Consider the following 18,042-nt stretch of genomic DNA (forward strand, 5'->3'; position numbering starts at 1 on the left):
TCTTTTGGCTATCTCTTTGTCTCCCCGGCGTTCAGTCGTCCGCCATGATCAGATTGCGCGTCTGCGCATCCGTGACGACTTCCTTCACCCTGTCCTTGCCGTCGAATACGACCTGGAACTCGGCGAAGCTGCTGAGCCAGAAGCGCCATACCTTGGCGTTCAGGTCGGCATTCTCGCTGCTGACTGGATAGCCTACCGACATCAGTACCTGTTCCCGGGTCATCCCGGGCAAGAGCCGCGCGCTCTTGATGGCTTCGCGGACTTTGGGCGAGTAGCTGCCGAGCTTCAGCCTGGGATCCTCGGCGACGACGTAGCGGCGGGCGAAGCTTTCGAGGTCGAGGTCGCGGCTGTAGTCGTTGCCGATCGCCTGCTTGCTGCCGTCGAGACTGACATGCACCCGGTAGCGTCCGTATCCGGTGACTTTGGCTGGCGTGCCCGCGGGGATGACGCGCTTGCCGCTCTCCTGATAGTTGATGTCGCTGATCCAGCTGCCGTCGGTGCGCATGTTGCAGCAGAGGTAGCCTTCGGGCATGGCCTGGGCGAAGACGGCGACGGGAAGCAGGGCGAGCAGGGCGGCGGGCAGGACAGGACGCAGACGCATGGAATCTCCTTGAGAAGTTGCACGGGTTAACGAATTTGCAATTCTAGGATGATTTCCGGCAAATGTCGCCCACCCCTGTTGTATTGGGGCAGGCGCCGGCACGGGTCAGTCTTCCGCCAATCCGAATACCTCGGCCCACAGGCGCCGCACGCGCTCGCCATCCTCGGCGACGCTTGCCGCCTCCACGCGGGCGCGGTCGCTTCCCTGCAGCCGGATCTGATGCTGGAGCCGGCGGAAGCGGCGATAGGCGTTCGCCACCTGCTCGCCGAGTGCGCCGTCCACCAGGCCGAGTTGCCCGAACAGGCGCAGCAGCGCGATGTTGCCGATGTCGGCGGTGAGCTGCGGATGGCGTGCCGACTCGCGCAGCACGAGGAATTGCACGATGAACTCGATGTCGATCATGCCGCCGGCGTCGTGCTTGAGGTCGAAGAGTCCGGACCGGTTCGGATGGGCTTCGTGCATCCTGCGCCGCATGGCGAGTACCTCCTCGCGCAGCTTGACGGGGTCGCGCTGCTGGCGCAGCACCGCCTCGCGTATCGCCTCGAAGCGCGTGCCGATCTCCGCGTCGCCCGCGCAGAAGCGCGCCCGGGTCAGCGCCTGATGCTCCCACACCCAGGCCGAGTTCAGCTGGTATTTCTCGAAGGCCGATACGCGCGACACCAGCAGGCCGCTGGCGCCGTCGGGCCGCAATGCGATGTCGATGTCGAACAGGATGCCGGCTGGGGTATGGCTGGTCATCCAGGTGATGAAGCGCTGGGCCAGCTTCGCATAGAGCGCGGGCGCTTCCTGGTCGTCGTCGTCGTACAGGAAGATGACGTCGAGGTCCGACGCATAGCCGAGCTCCTTGCCGCCCAGCTTGCCATAGGCGATCACCGCGAAGCGGGGCACCTCGCGGTGCCGGGTCGCGATGGTCTTCCAGGCCGCCCTGACGGTCGCGTCGACCAGGATATCGGCGAGGGCCGACAGGTGGTCGGCCAGTTTCTCCACCGTCAGCTTGCCCTCCAGGTCCTGCGCCAGCAGGCGGAACAGCTGGGCGTGGTGCAGGTCGCGCAGGATGTTCATCTGCTGTTCGGTATCGCCCTCGGCATCGTCGAGCCGGCGCTGCACCTCCTGCGCGAACGCGGGCCAGTCGGGCGCCATGTCTAGATGACGCAGATCCAGCAGCTCGTCGAGCAGGATGGGATGCCGCGTCAGATACTTCGCGGTCCAGTCGCTGGCGCCCATCATGCGCACCAGGCGGTCCAGCGTCTGCGGAAATTCGGTCAGCAGCGCGAGATATGAAGCGCGCCGCGCGATCGCCTCGAGGAAGTCGAGCAGGCGTCCCAGCGTCGCATTGCGATCGCCATCGTTCTCGGCGACGATGGGCAGCGCCGAGGCGACGAGGGCGGCGAGGCGGGCGCGGCTGATTTCCGGCAGCGACTGCAGGCGCGGCGACTGCGACAGGCCGAGCACCCTTCGCGCCGCTCCCGCGGGGTCGGTGAAGCCGAGGCCGGCGAGATGCGCTTCAATCGCCTCCGCGTTCTCGGGGTCGGCCAGCACCGCCTGCACCTGCGCCACGGCGTCGGCCTGTGCGTCCGGCTGCTCGCCGGCCTTGTCGGCGAACATGGCGTCGAACTGCGCGGCCACCTTCGCGCGCTGCCGGTCGAGTTCGGCCAGCAGCGACTCCGCATCCGCGTAGCCCATCATCTTGGCCACCGTGAGCTGGTCGTCCGGGTTGGATGGAATGCTGTGGGTCTGGGCGTCGTCGAGATACTGCAGCCGGTGCTCGAGATTGCGCAGGAAGACATAGGCCTGCTGCAGCTCGTCCACCTCGGCCCGGGTGAGCAGGTTCTTGTCCGCCAGGGTGTCGAGCGTCACTCGCGTCGAGCGATCGCGCAGATCGGGGTCGCGGCCGCCGCGGATGAGCTGGAAGACCTGCGCTAGGAATTCGATTTCGCGTATCCCCCCGCGGCCCAGCTTCACATTGTTCGCGCGGCCCGGATGCCGCGCTTCCTGGCGCTTCACCTCGGCGCGGATCTGGCCGTGCATGTTGCGCATCGCCTCGATCGCGCCATAGTCGAGATAGCGGCGGTACACGAAGGGCTTGAATATCTGCTCGAGCGCGGCGATGTCCTGCTCGCGTCCCGTCATCGCCCGCGCCTTGACCCAGGCGTAGCGTTCCCATTCGCGGCCCTGCACCAGCAGGTACTCCTCCACCATGCCGAAGCTCGCCGCCAGCGGGCCGGAATTGCCATTCGGCCGCAGCGCCATGTCGACCCGGAACACATAGCCGTCCTCGGCGATCTCGGACAGGGCGCCGATCAGCTTCTTGCCCAGCCTGATGAAGAATTCATGGTTCGACAACTGGCGCTGGGATGCGTCGTCAAGCCTGGTCTCGCCATCCTCCGGATAGACGAAGATCAGGTCGATGTCCGAGGACACGTTGAGCTCGTATCCCCCGAGCTTGCCCATGCCGAGCACGATCATCTGCTGCGGCTCGCCCGAGTCCCGGCCGACGGGCGTGCCGTGGGCGGCGCACATCTCCGCGTGCAGCGCATCGAGCAGCGTGGCGACCGCGAAATCGGCAAAGCCGCTGATGGCCGTCAGCACTTCGTGCAGATCGGCCTGGCCGCCGAGGTCGCGCTCGATCAGCGTACACACGACCAGGTTCCGCAGGCGGCGCATGGCCCGCGGCAGCGGCATCCCGGCCGCAGTTTCGTTTTGTAAAAGTCGAGCAAAAATGTCGGGTGTAATGGATAATCCGGCAAGCCCGTTTACCATGCGTTCGCGCGCCGGGTCGGCGTGCAGCCAGCGGGCATAGAACCGGGAAGCAACGCTGCTGGTCAAAAGGGATCTGGTCACGATGTCGAGGGGAGTCTGATAGGGGAAAGCCTGCATTGGGCGGACGCCCGCCGCCCGACCTGTGACGGAGGAGCATACCCGCGCGAACCCCCCGTTTGCAAATTTGAATCGCGGCCCCACCACGCCGCCCCCGCTTGTTGATTGATGTCCATCGACCAGAACATCCTGCGCCGAGTCCGGGCGCGCCTGACCGCCGGCTGGCGCGCGACACAATACTGTTATCGATTCGCCAATACTCTCAGCTTCCGCCTGCTCGGCTTCGCGCTCAAGCTGGTCCTGGTCCTCTATTTCCTGTTCGCCCTGATCGTGCTCGGGCTGCGCTATGTCGTGCTGCCCAATATCGATGCCTACAAGCCCGCCATCGAGCGCCTCGCCAGTGAAGCGCTCGGCAATCCGGTCACGCTGGGAGAAATCGACGCCTCCTGGTCGGGGCTGCGGCCGCGCCTGGCGTTTGACCGGCTGGTGGTCCATGACAAGGCAGGCAATGCGGCGCTGAGCCTGCCGCAGGTTTCGGCGACCCTGTCATGGTGGTCGCTGGTGGCAGGCGAGCTGCGCCTGCATCAGCTGGAGATTCTCCGGCCCGACCTCGACGTGCGGCGCGACAGCGCCGGCGGCCTGCACGTCGCGGGCATCCTGCTCGACAACGGAAAGAAAGGCGACGGCCGCGGCGCCGACTGGGTGCTCTCGCAGGACGAGATCGTGATCCGCCAGGGCCGCGTGCGCTGGAACGATGAGCTGCGCGGCGCGCCGGAACTGGCCCTCGACAATGTGGACTTCGTGCTGAGAAACGCCTGGCGCCATCACCGTTTCGCCCTGAGGGCGACGCCGCCCGCGGGCTTTGCCGCGCCGATCGACGTGCGTGCGGATTTTCAGCATCCCGCGTTCGCCGCCAGCATTTCCGACCCGACCCGCTGGACCGGCCAGTTGTACGCCGATGTGCGCGACACCGATCTCACCGTATGGCGCAGCTATGTCGATTACCCCGTCGACATGCAGCAGGGCAGCGGCTCGGTGCGCGCCTGGCTGGATTTCGACCATGCGCGGGTTGCGAATTTCACCGCCGACGTGACCCTCGCCGATGTCAGGACGCGCCTTGCGCCCGACCTGGAACCGCTGTCCCTTTCCGCCGTCAGCGGCCGCATCTCGGTCCAGGAAGAACTCAACCGCGCGGTGCAGGACGGCAGGCCGACCTTCGGCCAGAACGGGCATGCGATCGCGCTGACCAATTTCAGCCTGCGGACCGAGGATGGACTGTTCCTGCCGCAGACCACGATCTCCGAACGTTTTGTCGCCGCGCGCAACGGCAAGCCGGCGCGCACCGAGCTGCAGGCGAAGCTGCTCGACCTGCAAACCCTGGCCAGCTTCGCCGGGCGGCTGCCGCTGCCGGCCGAGCAGCGCCGCATGCTCGCCGACTTCGCGCCGCGCGGCGTGCTCAGGGAATTCTCCGCGCAGTGGCAGGGCAGCTATCCGCAGCTGATCGGCTACAGCGTCAAGGGGCAGTTCGAGGGCTTGAGCATGCAACCGCGCGCCGCAATCCCGGCAGTGCCGAAGTCCGCGGCGGGGCCGGCGCAGGCCGCGGTGCCGGCCATCCCCGGGTTCGAGAATCTCACCGGCCGCGTCGACGCCACCGAGCGCGGCGGATCGCTGAGCCTCGCCTCCGTCAACACCAGCCTGCAGATGCCGGCCTGGTTCGAGCGGGGCGAGATGCCATTCGAGCGCCTGCAACTGCAGGCGAACTGGGCCTTTCAGGACAAGAACCAGCTGCTGCTCGACCTCCAGCGGCTGGAGTTCATCCAGGACGGCCTGACCGGCACCCTCGTCGGCAAGTACCAGTTGCCGCTGTCGCGGCAGCCGGGGCAGAGCCCGGGCACGGTCGATGTCACCGGGCGCATCGAGCACGTCGCCCTGCGCGAGGTCGGGCGTTATCTGCCGGTGCAGACGCCCGAGCACCTGCGGCAGTGGCTGAGCGGCGCGCTCGCCGGCGGCAGCGCCAGGGATCTCAAGCTGCGGCTCAAGGGAGACCTCGCACACTTCCCGTTCCTGGCGAGGAATCCGAGCGAGCGGGCGCGGGGCGAGTTCAGCGTCAGCGCCAGGATCGAAGATGGCGTGCTCAACTATGCGCCGGGCCAGTTCGCGGCGGACGGGACCTCGCCTAGATGGCCGCTCATCGATCGCATCGACGGCAGCATCGTGTTCGACCGCGCGCGCATGGAGATCCATGCCGACAGCGCGCGCAGCGCCGGTGCCACGCTGTCCAGGGTCAAGGCGGTGATACCCGAACTGCATGCGCAGAACCTGATGCTGGAAGTCGACGGCGATGCCGCCGGCCCGCTGCAGAATCTGTTGCGCTTCACGCTCGACAGCCCGGTCGCCGGCTGGATCGGCAATTTCACCGACGAGACGCGGGCCAGCGGTGATGCCCGGCTGGCACTGTCGCTGAAGCTGCCGCTGCACCGGCTCGAGGACGCGAAGGTGAACGGCGTCCTGCATTTCGCCAACAATACCGTGACCTTGCGCAGCCTGCTGCCGCCGCTCGCGGGCGTCGGCGGCCGGCTGGAATTCAACGAGAAGGGTTTCGGCCTGCAGGGGGTACGCGCAAGCTTCCTCGGCGGACCGACCGCGGTTTCCGGCGGCACCCAGCGCGACGGCAGCATCGTGGTGAAGGCGGAGGGAAGCCTCACCGCGGACGGCATCCGGAAGGCGCTTTCGACGCCGAAAACCGAGCGTTCGCTGCAGCGCATCAGCGGCGGCACGCGTTATGTGACGACGATACGGGTGCGTAACAAGCAGCCCGAGATCACCGTCGAATCGAGCATGGCGGGCATCGCCCTCGACTTCCCCGCGCCGCTGCGCAAGGCGGCCGGCGAAAGCATGCCGCTGCGCTTCGACATGACCGGCCTGCCATCCTCCGATCCGGCGGCGCTGCGCGACGAGATCCGCATCGCGCTCGGCTCCGCGATTTCGGCACGCTACGAGCGCCGCAGGGATCTGGCGCGGGAGGCGGACTGGAAGGTCGTGCGGGGCGGCATCGGCGTCAACGTGCCCGCGCCGCAGCCCGACAGCGGCGTGATCGCCAACGTCAGCATGGCGCGTCTCGATATCGACGCCTGGCGCAGGGTGGTCGCGTCGATGGCCGGCACGCCGCAGCCCGCCGACGGCAGCACGCGCCAGACGGACAGCTACGGCATCGGCCAGTACATCGAGCCCGAGGTGCTCGCCGCGCGGGCCAACGAGCTGATCATCATGGACCGCAAGCTCGACAACGTCGTGGTCGGCGCCTCGCACCAGAGCGACGTCTGGCAGGCCAACATCGATTCGGAGCAGGCGTCGGGCTACATCACCTGGGTCGAATCCGGATACAGCGGCGGACTTGGAAGGGTCACCGCCCGGCTGGCATCGCTGATCATTCCGAAGTCCGCTGCCGGCGAGGTCACCGAACTCCTGGACAGCCAGGACAGCGCCACGCAGATGCCGGCGATCGATATCGTGGCCGAGAATTTCGAGCTCTTCGGCAAGAAGTTCGGACAACTGGAACTCGCCGCCCGCAACGCGCGCGGCCCGTCCGGCAGGGAGTGGCGCATCAACCGCCTCGCCATCTCCAATCCCGACGGCGAATTCAAGGCATCCGGCCGCTGGTATCGCAAGGAAGGGGAAAACATCTCCAGCCTGAACTACACCCTCGACATCGCCGATGCGGGCCGCCTGCTCGACCGTTTCGGTTTCGCCAACCTGCTGCGCGGCGGCAAGGGCAAGATGACCGGGGAGGTGAGCTGGAAGGGCATGCCGTTCTCGCTCGACATTCCCACCCTCGGGGGCAACCTGCAGCTCGATCTTGCCGCCGGCCAGTTCCTCAAGGCCGACGCCAATGCCGCCAAGTTGCTCGGCGTGCTCAGCCTGCAGTCGCTGCCGAGGCGGCTGGTGCTCGACTTCCGCGACGTGTTTTCGGAGGGATTTGCCTTCGACGGCGTCGCCGCCACGGCGACCATCTCCCAGGGCGTCGCCAAGACCGACAATTTCAAGATGCGGGGCGTCGCCGCCACTGTTCTGATCGACGGCAGTGCGGACATCGCGCAGGAGACGCAGAATCTGCATGTCGTGGTCATTCCGGACTTCAACGTGGGCGCCGCATCGGTGGTCTACGGCCTCGCCGTGAACCCGGTGATCGGCGTGGGCACCTTCCTTGCTCAGCTGTTCCTGCGGGAGCCGCTGATGCGTGCCTTCACTTTTGAATACCAGGTCACCGGGCCGTGGAAGGATCCGGTGGTGAACAAGCTGGCGCGCAGGAACCAGGTGCCGGCGCCCGCCGACGGCCAGCCGAGTGCCGAGCCGCGCGGCTGAACAGGAGGCAGACATGCAGGACGACAGGCTGACGATCGCGGCGGTGCAGATGGTATCCACGCCGGTGGTGGAGGAAAATTTCGCCGCCGCCGGACGGCTGGTCGCGCAGGCCGCGGGACGCGGCGCGCGCCTCGTCCTGCTGCCGGAATACTGGCCGGTGATGGGCATGAAGGAAACCGACAAGCTCGGCCATGCCGAACAGCCGGGCAGCGGCCCGATACAGGCCTTCATGGCGGCCCTCGCGCGCGAGCACGGCATCTGGCTGATCGGCGGCACGCTGCCGATGGCCGCGGAGGAAAGCGGCAAGGTCCTCAATACCACCCTCGTCTACGACCCGCAGGGGCGGCTCGCGGTACGTTACGACAAGATCCACCTCTTCAGTTTCACCCGCGGCGAAGAATCCTACGACGAGGCCCGCACCATCGTCCACGGCAGGGAAGTCGGGCATTTCGATGCGCCTTTCGGCCGCGTCGGACTCTCGGTCTGCTACGACTTGCGCTTCCCCGAGCTTTACCGCGCGCTCGGCGACTGCCGGCTGATCGTCGTGCCGGCCGCGTTCACCTACACCACCGGCCGCGCGCACTGGGAAGTGCTGTTGCGCGCGCGCGCGATAGAAAACCAGTGCTACGTGCTGGCGGCGGCGCAGGGCGGACACCATCCGAACGGCCGCCGCACCTGGGGCCACAGCATGCTGATCGACCCGTGGGGGGAAGTGCTCGATGTGGTGGCAGAGGGCGAAGGACTGGCCTGCGGCGAGTTCGATCCGGAGCATCTGCGCCGCGTGCGCGAGAGCCTGCCCGCGCTGCGTCACCGTCGGCTCTGAGCATGGCCGGACGGCGGTGCGTCAATGCTCTACAATCTGACGCTTGACATCACCAGGCGCCCTGCGGCGCCGCCCAAGAACGAGGCGACATGAAAGTCTTCGAACCGAATCTCCAGACCCTGGCCATCGCGCGCGACACCCTGCTTGTACCGTTCGGACTCGACGAGTCGAAACTGCTCGGCGCACTATCGTCCATTTTCACCCACAAGGTCGACTATGCCGACCTGTACTTCCAGTTCAGCAAGAGCGAGGGATGGGGGCTGGAGGAAGGCATCGTCAAGACCGGCAGTTTCTCCATCGACCAGGGCGTCGGCGTGCGCGCGGTATCGGGCGACAAGACGGCGTTTTCCTACTCCGACGAAATTTCCGAGCGGGCATTGCTCGATGCGGCCGCGGCTACCCGCACCATCGCTCGTCAGGGTGCCGGCAAGCTCAAGGTCGCAAGCGCGGTGCGTCCTTCCGGCGGACGCTCGCTCTATCTGCCGCACGATCCGCTGACCTCGCTCGACGCCGCCGAAAAGGTGCAGCTGCTGGAGCGGCTGGAGCGCATCGCGCGCGCCAAGGATCCCCGTGTCGTGCAGGTGATGGCGGGCCTCGCCGGCGAATACGACGTGGTGCTGGTGGTGCGCAGCGACGGCGTCCTCGCCGCCGACGTGCGGCCCCTGGTGCGCGTCTCGGTGACCGTGATCGCCGAGCAGAACGGGCGCCGCGAGTCGGGTTCCAGCGGCGGCGGCGGGCGTTACGACTTCCGCTATTTCACCGATGAATTGCTGGACAAGTATGCGAGCGAAGCGGTACGCACCGCGGTGACCAATCTCGATTCCCGTCCGGCGCCCGCCGGCCCCACCACGGTGGTGCTCGGGCCCGGCTGGCCCGGCGTGCTGCTGCATGAGGCGATCGGACACGGCCTGGAAGGCGACTTCAACCGCAAGGGCTCGAGCGCCTTTTCCGGCCGCATCGGCGAACGCGTCGCCGCGCCCGGGGTGACGGTCGTCGACGACGGCACGCTCGCCGACCGCCGCGGTTCGCTCAATATCGACGACGAAGGCAACCCGACCCAGTGCACGACACTGATCGAGGACGGCATCCTGAAGGGCTACATCCAGGACACGATGAATGCGCGCCTGATGAACATGCCCGTCACCGGCAACGCGCGGCGCGAATCCTATGCGCACCTGCCGATGCCGCGCATGACCAATACCTACATGCTCGGCGGAGACAAGGATCCCGAAGAGATCATCGCATCGGTGAAGAACGGACTGTATGCGGTCAACTTCGGCGGCGGACAGGTCGACATCACCAATGGCAAGTTCGTGTTTTCCGCGAGCGAGGCCTACATGATCGAGGACGGCAAGATCAGCTATCCGGTCAAGGGGGCAACCCTGATCGGCAACGGGCCGGACGTGCTGAACCGGGTGTCCATGATCGGCAACGACATGCGCCTCGACAGCGGTATCGGCGTATGCGGCAAGGAAGGGCAGAGCGTGCCCGTCGGCGTGGGCCAGCCGACGCTGCGGATCGACGGCCTGACCGTCGGCGGCACCGCCTGATTCGCAGCCGTGCCGCGGAACGCTTGCCAAATCCTTTGATTTACTGCACTATTCCCTGCAACCGGAACCGCAGACGCAAAAAATGCACTTCGCCCGCTTTTACTTTTATTTCCACTTTAGCTGGTCCAGCCCGATGGCGGTGGAAAAGCGGCAAGCGCACGAATAAAAGAGCCTGACCGAAAATCCTGAAAAAACCGCCAGAGATGGCGGTTTTTTTTTACCCTTTGCTGACAACTTCCTGGAGATACGACGATGCCGCGCACAGACGACCTTCGCATACGCGAGATGAAAGAACTGCTTCCTCCTTCGCACCTGATCCGCGAGTTCGCCTGCTCGGACAAGGCCGCCACCACGGCGGCGGGCGCCCGCACCGCGCTGCATCGCATCCTGCATGGCCAGGACGACAGGGTGATGGTGGTGATCGGACCGTGCTCCATCCACGACCCGAAGGCGGCAATGGAGTACGCACACCGCCTGGTGAAGGAGCGCGAGCGTCTCGCGGGCGAGCTCGAAATCGTGATGCGCGTGTACTTCGAAAAGCCCCGCACCACGGTCGGCTGGAAGGGCCTGATCAACGATCCCTACATGGACAACAGCTTCCGCATCAATGACGGCCTGCGCATGGCGCGCGAGCTGCTGTTGAACATCAACGAGCTCGGCCTGCCGGCCGGCACCGAATTCCTCGACGTGATCAGCCCGCAGTATGTCGCCGACCTCATCAGCTGGGGCGCGATCGGCGCCCGCACCACCGAGTCCCAGGTGCACCGGGAGCTGGCTTCCGGCCTGTCCTGTCCCGTCGGCTTCAAGAACGGCACCGACGGCAACGTCAAGATCGCGGTCGATGCGATCAAGGCCGCGTCTCAGCCGCACCACTTCCTGTCGGTGACCAAGGGCGGCCACTCCGCCATCGTCTCCACCAGCGGCAACGAGGATTGCCATATCATCCTGCGCGGCGGCAAGACCCCCAACTACGATGCCGCAAGCGTCGATGTCGCCTGCAAGGAAATCGCCGCCAACGGCCTGGCATCGCGCCTGATGATCGATGCCTCGCATGCCAACAGCTCCAAGAAGCCGGAAAACCAGGTGCCGGTATGCGCCGAGATCGGGCGCCAGATCGCGGCCGGGGATACCCGCATCGTCGGTGTGATGGTGGAGTCGCACCTGGTCGCCGGACGCCAGGACCTGGTGCCGGGCAAGGAACTGACCTATGGCCAGTCGGTGACCGACGGCTGCATCGACTGGGAGTCCAGCGTCAAGGTGCTGGAAGGCCTGGCGGAAGCAGTCCGGCAGCGCCGCCTGCAGGGCGAAGAGTAAGGGCACAGCAGAACGGGAGCCGAGGCTCCCGTTTTCTCGCGTACGCCGGGAAGGACCGGCTCAGAAACGCTTGGTCAGCACCATCTGCTGTCCGTCGCGCCGCATCTCGGTCCGATTGAGAAACGACATGCCGAGCAGGATGATGTCCAGCCCCTGTTCCTGCACCATCGCGTCGACCTGGTGGATTTCGATGTCACCCACCTTGACCCGGTCGAGCCTGACCATGTAGGCCGGGGCGACGCCATTGGCGGTATTGACGAAGCCGGTGCGCCCGCGCTTGTAGTCGATGTTCAGGCGGCGTGCCTCGGACGCCGGCATCGCCACCAGAGTCGCGCCCGTGTCCACCAGCATGCGCACGCTGCCGCCATTGATCTGGCCCTGCACCATGAAATGGCCGCGGGAATCGGCCGGCAGCGTGACGCTCGCGCGGTCGCTGCCGCCGGACTGCCGGCTCACGTGTTCGCCGAGCGCGATCGTCTGCCGGCGTCCGTTGACTTCGATCGTGGCGCCGCCGTCGCCCGCCGCGATGAGCTTCATCCCCGGCGCGATGGTCGCGCCCACGGTGTAGGTTTTCGGGGCGGCGCCGTCTATCACCAGCACCGCCTTGTTCGGGAACAGTCCGACGACGCCGACATCGGCGGCCTGCGCCGCGGATGCAGAGGCAAGCAGCAGCGCAAGCGCGGGCAGGCGTTTCATGGGACGGATCAGTCGCGGAAGTTGTTGAATTCCAGGGGCAGGTCGGTCACTTCCTTGCGCAGCAGCGCGATCGCCGACTGCAGGTCGTCGCGCTTGCCGCCGGTGACGCGCACCGCATCGCCCTGGATGCTGGCCTGGACCTTCATCTTGCTGTCCTTGATGATGCGAACGATCTTCTTGGCGTCTTCGGTCTCGATGCCGTTGCGGATCTTGATCACCTGCTTGACCTTGTCGCCGCCGATCTTTTCGATCTTGCCGATGTCGAGGAAGCGCACGTCGACATTGCGCTTGACCATCTTCCCGGTGAGGACGTCTCGTACCTGGCTGAGCTGGAAGTCGCTGTCGGCATAGGCGGTCAGCTCGCGCTCCTTCTGCTCGACGCGCGCGTCGGTGCCCTTGAAGTCAAAGCGGGTGGAAATCTCTTTGTTCGACTGGTCGACGGCGTTCTTGACTTCGACCAGGTTGGCTTCGCATACGACATCGAAAGACGGCATGGCAAATCTCGCTTGCTAGAGTTGAACGGCCGCGGAGCGCGGCCTTGTCATCGGATCAACGGGCCATTCTAGCGGACAAAAATCGCGGTGGCTACCCGCTATAATGCCTGCCCTATGGCGCTACCCATCCAAACCGGCTACCCGCTGCGGCAGCTCAATACCTTCGGCATCGACGCGCGCGCCGCTGCCTATCTGCAGGTGACGAACGAGAACATGCTCGCCGAAGCGCGGCGCGACCCCGCGCTCGCTGCGATGCCTCGACTGGTGCTCGGCGGCGGCAGCAATCTGCTGTTCACCCGGGACTTCGACGGCCTGGTGCTGCACATGGCGACGTCGGGGATCGACATCGTCGGCGAGGATGAGGCAAGCGTGTTCGTCCGCGCCGCCGCCGGCGAGAACTGGCATCGTTTCGTGCTGCACACCGTCGCCCGCGGCCTGCCCGGCCTGGAAAACCTGTCGCTGATTCCCGGCAGCGTCGGCGCCGCCCCGATCCAGAACATCGGTGCCTACGGCGCTGAGCTGAAAGACTGCTTTCATGCGCTGCGCGCATTCGACTTCGACAGCGGCAAGATCCTCGAGCTCGGCCGCGCCGCCTGCCGCTTCGGCTACCGCGACAGCATCTTCAAGCACGAGCTCGCCCGGCGCGCGGTCATTCTCGATGTCACCTTCGCGCTGCCGAAACAATGGCAGCCGAACCTGCGCTACGCCGAGCTCGCCCAGGAACTCGCGGCGCGGGGCAAGACCGCGCCCGGCGCGGCGGACATCAGCGACGCAGTGGTCGCGATCCGCAGCCGCAAGCTGCCCGACCCGGCGTCCATCGGCAACGCCGGCAGCTTCTTCAAGAATCCGGTGGTGTCGCGCGAGACCTGCGATGCGCTGCTGGCGCGCTTTCCCGGCATGGTCAGCTACGCACAGCCCGACGGCAGCTGCAAGCTGGCGGCAGGATGGCTGATCGATCAGTGCGGATGGAAGGGGCGGAGTATCGGCCCGGCCGGGGTCTACGAAAAACAGGCCCTGGTGCTGGTCAATCGGGGCGGCGCGAGCGGCCGCGACATCGCCGAGCTGGCCCGGGCCGTTCAGGCCGACGTGATGCAGCGTTTCGGCGTCATGCTGGAGCCGGAGCCGGTGTTCGTCTAGGCCGGGACACGCGCAACCGCCGTCGCAACGGCGGCCGCGCGGAGATCGGGAAGGCGCGGACGCGCTTTCCCCTGACGGTCAATCAAGCGGCCACGAAGTGGCAGACGTAGTCCAGCGTTTCCAGCGTCTCGATATCGAAGCTGGAATTGCCCGGCACCTTGAAGCTCTGGCCGCCCTCATAGGTCTTCCATTCCTGCTCGCCATTGAGGCGGATGCGGCACTTGCCCGCATTGAGCTCCATGACTTCCGGCGCCCCGGTGTTGAAGGTCAGCGAGGAGGGGAAGATGACGCCGATGGTTTTTTTCGTGCCATCGGCGAACAGCACCGTGTGCGAGACGCACTTGCCGTCGAAGTAGAGGTTGGCCTTCTTGACGACGGAGACGTTGTCGAATTGCGTGGTCATGTTGATGTTCCGATCCTGGTCGTTATTTGTCGCCGTCCTTGCTCAGGCGCGGCAGGCCGACGGAACTGTTGGAACCGAGCAGTCCGGACTTGCTGTAGATGCCCAGCTTGTCGCGGGTATCGGCGATGTCGAGGTTGCGCATGGTCAGCTGGCCGATACGGTCCTGCGGCGTGAACGCGCCTTCGCCCTTTTCCATCGTCAGGCGCTCGGGCTGATAGGTCAGGTTCGGCGACTCGGTGTTCAGGATCGAGTAGTCGTTGCCGCGGCGCAGTTCGATGGTGACTTCGCCGGTGACGGCACGCGCCACCCAGCGCTGCGAGGCTTCGCGCAGCATGATCGCCTGCGGATCGAACCAGCGGCCCTGGTAGAGCAGGCGGCCGAGCTTGCGGCCGTTCTCGCGGTACTGCTCGATCGTGTCTTCGTTGTGGATGCCGGTGACGAGGCGCTCATAGGCGATGAACAGCAGCGCCAGGCCCGGGGCTTCATAGATGCCGCGGCTCTTGGCTTCAATGATGCGGTTCTCGATCTGGTCGCTCATGCCCAGACCGTGGCGGCCGCCGATGCGGTTGGCTTCCATCATCAGCTCGACCAGGTTCGGGAAGCTCACGCCGTTGAGGGCGACCGGGCGGCCTTCCTCGAAGCGCACGCTGACTTCCTCCCGCTTGACCTCGACGTCGTCGCGCCAGAATGCCACGCCCATGATCGGCTCGACGATCTTCATGCCGCTGCTGAGATGCTCGAGATCCTTCGCCTCGTGCGTCGCCCCGAGCATGTTCGAGTCGGTCGAATACGCCTTCTCCACCGACATCTTGTAGTTGAAGCCGGACTTGATCATGAACTCGGACATTTCCTTGCGGCCGCCGAGTTCCTGGATGAACTGCTGGTCCAGCCAGGGCTTGTAGATGCGCAGCGAGGGGTTGACCAGCAGGCCGTAGCGGTAGAAGCGCTCGATGTCGTTGCCCTTGAAGGTGCTGCCGTCGCCCCAGATGTCGACCTGGTCTTCCTGCATCGCGGCCACCAACATGGTGCCGGTGACGGCGCGGCCCAGCGGGGTGGTGTTGAAGTAGGTGACGCCGGCGGTCGAGATGTGGAAGGCGCCGCTCTGCAGCGCGGCGATGCCTTCGGCGACCAGTTGTTCGCGGCAGTCGATCAGCCGCGCCTGCTCGGCGCCGTACAGTCTGGCCTTTTCCGGGATCGCGTTGTAGTCGGGTTCATCCGGCTGGCCCAGGTTGGCCGTGTACGCGTAGGGAATCGCGCCCTTCTGGCGCATCCAGTGCAGCGCGGCGCTGGTGTCGAGGCCGCCGGAAAAGGCGATGCCCACTTTCTGATTGACGGGTACGGACTGGAGTATGGTCGACATGATTTCTGCTTCAGGTACTGGTATGGGTAAGACGGTGGATTCGGTTTGCCTGCGGCCCTTACTCGACCCTGCCGAGGAGCAGGTATTCAAGCAGCGCCTTCTGGACATGCAGCCGGTTCTCGGCTTCGTCCCAGACGACCGACTGCGGGCCGTCGATGACTTCGGCGGCGACTTCCTCGCCGCGATGCGCGGGCAGGCAGTGCATGAACAGCGCGTCGGGCTGCGCGCGCTTCATTTTTTTGCCGTCCACGATCCAGCCGTCGAAGGCCTTCAGGCGCGCGGCGTTTTCTTCCTCGTAGCCCATGCTGGTCCAGACGTCGGTGGTGACCAGGTCGGCTCCCGCGCAGGCATCGGACGGATCGGGGAAGACGGTGTAATTGCGGTTGTCGGACGCGACCAGCGCCTGATCGATTTCATAGCCAGCGGGCGTCGAGACGTTGAGGTGGAAGCCGAACACCTGCGCCGCCTGCAGCCAGGAGTACAGCATGTTGTTGGCATCGCCTATCCAGGCGACGGTGCGGCCCTTGATCGAGCCGCGATGCTCGACATAGGTGAAAACGTCGGCCAGCACCTGGCAGGGATGGTGTTCGTTGGTCAGGCCGTTGATGACGGGTACGCGGGAATGCGCGGCGAAGCGCTCGATGATTTCCTGGCCGAAGGTGCGGATCATGATGATGTCGCACATGCGGGAGATGACCTGGGCCGCGTCTTCCACCGGCTCGCCGCGGCCGAGCTGGCTGTCGCGGGTATTCAGATAGATGGCCGCGCCGCCGAGCTGATGCATGCCGGCCTCGAAGGACAGGCGGGTGCGCGTCGAATTTTTTTCGAACACCATGACCAGCGTGCGGTCCACCAGGGGATGGTACTGCTCGTAGCTCTTGAACTTGCGCTTGATGAGGCGTGCCCGCTCGATCACGTAGTCGAACTCATCCAGCGAAAAGTCGGAGAACTGCAGGAAGTGTTTGATTGCCATAAATGAAAACGGCGGCAAGTTGGCGCCTGCCGCCGATGGTTTTTTATAACTTGTTCAATTATATGGCTTTTGTACCCGGAAAGACAGCTTCGGTTAGCGGGCGGTCCCGGGATTTGCGGAATGACAATAATGCGAGGCGCGGCCGCCCATGTCCACCTATCTCCTGCTTAAAACGCTGCATGTGCTGTCTTCGGTGATCCTTGCCGGCACCGGCTTCGGCTCCTTCTTTTACCTGCTGTGCGCCAATCGCAGCCGCAGCGTGCCGGCGCAGGCGGTGGTGGTGCGCTACGTGGTGCTGGCCGACTGGATGTTCACCACCCCGGCCGGCTTCATCCAGCCGATCACCGGTTTCATGATGATGGCGATGGCGGGCTGGTCGTGGACCGCGCCCTGGATCTTCTGGTCGCTGGTGCTGTACGTACTGGCCGGCGCCTGCTGGCTGCCGGTGCTGTGGCTGCAGCTGCAGATGCGCAAGATGGCGGAAAAGGCGATGAAGTCGGAGACGGCGCTGCCGGAGGTTTACTGGCGCTACGCCCGGCGCTGGGAGCTGCTCGGCTGGCCGGCCTTCGGTTCGATGGTGGCGATCTACTTCCTGATGGTCGGCAAGCCGATGTTCGGTCAGTAGCCGAGCGTCTGCGCGGACTCGTGCACCAGCTGGCGGTACAGGTCGTGGCGCATCGCTGCGATCCGGCCGGACTCCACCGCGGACAGCACGCCGCATCCCGGTTCGTTCAGGTGATGGCAGTTGTAGAAGCGGCACTGGCCGAGATGCGGCCCGAACTCCCGGAACGCGCGCTCCAGCATGCCTTCGGTCAGGTGATGCAGGCCGAATTCCTGGAAACCCGGGGAGTCGATGATCGCAGTGTCGTCGCCGACCTGGTACAGGCGGGTGAAGGTGGTGGTGTGCTTGCCCGAGTCGAGCGCGGCCGAGATCTCGCGGGTGGCGATGTCCGCATCCGGCACCAGCAGGTTGATCAGCGACGACTTGCCCATGCCCGACTGCCCGATCAGGATCGTCGACTGCCCCTGCAGCAGGGGCATGAGCCGGGCGCAGGTCGCCTCGGGAGACGTCCTGGCCGACACCTCATGCACCGGATAGCCTAGCCCGGCATAGAGGGCCAGCCTTTCCCGCGCCTTCGGCAGCAGGTCCGCGACATCGGTCTTGTTGAGCACGAGATGGGCGGCGATGCCGCCGGCTTCGGCTGCCACCAGCGCGCGCGATACGAGGTCGTCCGAGAACGACGGCTCGGTCGCGACCACGATGAACAACTGCGTCAGGTTCGCCGCAAGCAGCTTGGACTTGTACTGGTCGGAGCGGTAGAGCAGGGTGCGCCGCTCGCCGATCTTCTCGATCACGCCCTGGTCCGCGGAGGTGCGCTTGAAGTCGACGATGTCGCCTACCGCCACGTCGCTCTTCTTGCCGCGGGTGACGCAATGCAGCTTCTCACCGCCGGTCTCGACGAGGTAGTGCCTGCCGTGCGCCGCTATGACGGTGCCGTGTTCCCGTTGCAC

At 65.7% G+C, this 18,042-nt stretch carries 14 protein-coding genes; 6 read left to right on the forward strand and 8 right to left on the reverse strand.

The window, feature by feature from the left end; all coding sequences use genetic code 11:
• Positions 1–31: 31 nt before the first annotated feature.
• Positions 32–601 (reverse strand): hypothetical protein, encoded by a 570-nt coding sequence (locus NCCP691_RS03335; protein ID WP_220806824.1) that lies wholly within the window; start codon positions 599–601, stop codon positions 32–34.
• A 105-nt stretch (positions 602–706) separates the two neighbouring features.
• Positions 707–3,478, reverse strand: a complete 2,772-nt coding sequence (gene glnE, locus NCCP691_RS03340) for a bifunctional [glutamate--ammonia ligase]-adenylyl-L-tyrosine phosphorylase/[glutamate--ammonia-ligase] adenylyltransferase (RefSeq protein WP_220806825.1) — start codon at positions 3,476–3,478, stop codon at positions 707–709.
• Between the two features lie 108 nt (positions 3,479–3,586).
• On the opposite strand from glnE, the gene NCCP691_RS03345 reads away from it, so the two are divergent.
• The 4 genes from NCCP691_RS03345 (at position 3,587) to aroG (ending at position 11,467) form a co-directional block, all read left to right on the forward strand.
• Entirely contained in the window at positions 3,587–7,780 is a 4,194-nt protein-coding gene (locus NCCP691_RS03345; protein WP_220806826.1) for a YhdP family protein, read from the forward strand.
• Between the two features lie 13 nt (positions 7,781–7,793).
• On the forward strand, positions 7,794–8,603 hold the full coding sequence (locus NCCP691_RS03350) for a carbon-nitrogen hydrolase family protein (RefSeq protein ID WP_220806827.1): 810 nt from the start codon (positions 7,794–7,796) through the stop codon (positions 8,601–8,603).
• 89 nt (positions 8,604–8,692) lie between these two features.
• Positions 8,693–10,153 (forward strand): metalloprotease TldD, encoded by a 1,461-nt coding sequence (tldD, locus tag NCCP691_RS03355; protein ID WP_220806828.1) that lies wholly within the window; start codon positions 8,693–8,695, stop codon positions 10,151–10,153.
• 252 nt (positions 10,154–10,405) lie between these two features.
• Positions 10,406–11,467 (forward strand): 3-deoxy-7-phosphoheptulonate synthase AroG, encoded by a 1,062-nt coding sequence (gene aroG, locus NCCP691_RS03360; RefSeq protein ID WP_220806829.1) that lies wholly within the window; start codon positions 10,406–10,408, stop codon positions 11,465–11,467.
• 60 nt (positions 11,468–11,527) lie between these two features.
• Here the strand turns inward: aroG and NCCP691_RS03365 are convergent, their stop codons facing one another.
• A complete protein-coding gene (locus tag NCCP691_RS03365) occupies positions 11,528–12,163 on the reverse strand; it encodes a retropepsin-like aspartic protease family protein (protein ID WP_220806830.1) in 636 nt (211 codons plus the stop codon).
• A gap of 8 nt (positions 12,164–12,171) precedes the next feature.
• Positions 12,172–12,657 (reverse strand): YajQ family cyclic di-GMP-binding protein, encoded by a 486-nt coding sequence (locus NCCP691_RS03370; RefSeq protein ID WP_220806831.1) that lies wholly within the window; start codon positions 12,655–12,657, stop codon positions 12,172–12,174.
• Between the two features lie 114 nt (positions 12,658–12,771).
• Here NCCP691_RS03370 and murB point away from each other — a divergent pair, with 114 nt between their 5' ends.
• Positions 12,772–13,794, forward strand: coding sequence for a UDP-N-acetylmuramate dehydrogenase (gene murB, locus NCCP691_RS03375; protein ID WP_220806832.1), 1,023 nt, complete (start codon positions 12,772–12,774; stop codon positions 13,792–13,794).
• 82 nt (positions 13,795–13,876) lie between these two features.
• Here the strand turns inward: murB and ppnP are convergent, their stop codons facing one another.
• Genes ppnP through argF form a run of 3 tightly spaced genes read right to left on the reverse strand, consistent with a single transcriptional unit; the run spans position 13,877 to position 16,530 of the window.
• On the reverse strand, positions 13,877–14,197 hold the full coding sequence (gene ppnP, locus NCCP691_RS03380; RefSeq protein WP_220806833.1) for a pyrimidine/purine nucleoside phosphorylase: 321 nt from the start codon (positions 14,195–14,197) through the stop codon (positions 13,877–13,879).
• Positions 14,198–14,219: 22 nt separating this feature from the next.
• Positions 14,220–15,557 (reverse strand): argininosuccinate synthase, encoded by a 1,338-nt coding sequence (gene argG, locus NCCP691_RS03385; RefSeq protein WP_220806834.1) that lies wholly within the window; start codon positions 15,555–15,557, stop codon positions 14,220–14,222.
• Positions 15,558–15,615: 58 nt separating this feature from the next.
• Positions 15,616–16,530 (reverse strand): ornithine carbamoyltransferase, encoded by a 915-nt coding sequence (gene argF / locus NCCP691_RS03390; protein WP_220806835.1) that lies wholly within the window; start codon positions 16,528–16,530, stop codon positions 15,616–15,618.
• A 148-nt stretch (positions 16,531–16,678) separates the two neighbouring features.
• Here argF and NCCP691_RS03395 point away from each other — a divergent pair, with 148 nt between their 5' ends.
• Positions 16,679–17,155 carry a DUF2269 family protein gene (locus tag NCCP691_RS03395; protein WP_220806836.1) on the forward strand — a complete coding sequence of 159 codons (477 nt, stop codon included), beginning with the start codon at positions 16,679–16,681 and terminating at the stop codon, positions 17,153–17,155.
• On the opposite strand, the gene rsgA is transcribed toward NCCP691_RS03395, so the two are convergent.
• Complete coding sequence (gene rsgA, locus NCCP691_RS03400; RefSeq protein WP_220806837.1) at positions 17,149–18,042, reverse strand: ribosome small subunit-dependent GTPase A; 894 nt, start codon at positions 18,040–18,042, stop codon at positions 17,149–17,151. The two genes, NCCP691_RS03395 and rsgA, sit on opposite strands and share 7 nt — an antisense overlap.

Origin of the sequence: Noviherbaspirillum aridicola (assembly GCF_019656455.1) — a bacterium.
GTDB lineage: Bacteria > Pseudomonadota > Gammaproteobacteria > Burkholderiales > Burkholderiaceae_D > Noviherbaspirillum > Noviherbaspirillum aridicola.